This window comes from Vibrio sp. 1978, from assembly GCF_033344345.1.
On sequence record NZ_JAWPOP010001084.1, the window covers coordinates 1 to 507 of the forward strand.

A 507-nucleotide genomic window follows, 5' to 3' on the forward strand; every position below is an offset into this window, starting at 1 on the left:
AAACGTCATCAGCGATAGTTCAGGTATGGTGTGCGATGGTGCGAAGTCCTCTTGTGCGATGAAAGTGTGTACTTCGTCGACAACGGCGGTGCGCTCATATTTGATGGCGATGGGTAACCACAGTGTTAAGAATCAAGGTATAGTAGGCGAAGAAGTTGAGCAAACGATAAGAAATGTTGGCTCAATGGTTCGTTTCGGTATGCCGTATACTGACAAATCTATTATCGATATTATGTCGGCCTAACCTCCAGTTTTTGCTAAGGGAAGTAACATTGCTACTAAAGAAACTCACCAAGAGTGATCTCGATATTTTGAACTCTATGAAAAACGTCGTAGATGGCATTGCACGTATGTATGGTGAACACACTGAAGTGGTTCTCCACAGCTTAGATGCCGAAGCGCCGGAAATCATCAAAATCGCAAATGGGCACGTGACGGAACGCAGTGAAGGTGCCCCAATTACCAACTTAGCGAGAATGAAGTTAAGAGAGGGCAAGGACGTTTCTG

The 507-nt window shown here is 45.0% G+C and carries 2 protein-coding genes; both read left to right on the top strand.

Annotated features, from left to right (window positions below; all coding sequences use genetic code 11):
• The coding region (locus R8N49_RS30775) for an L-serine ammonia-lyase, iron-sulfur-dependent, subunit alpha (protein ID WP_318190905.1) at positions 1-244 on the top strand (244 nt) is incomplete at its 5' end.
• A 28-nt stretch (positions 245-272) separates the two neighbouring features.
• Positions 273-507, top strand: a 235-nt coding sequence (locus R8N49_RS30780) for a PAS domain-containing protein (protein ID WP_318086325.1), incomplete at its 3' end; no start/stop codon positions are given.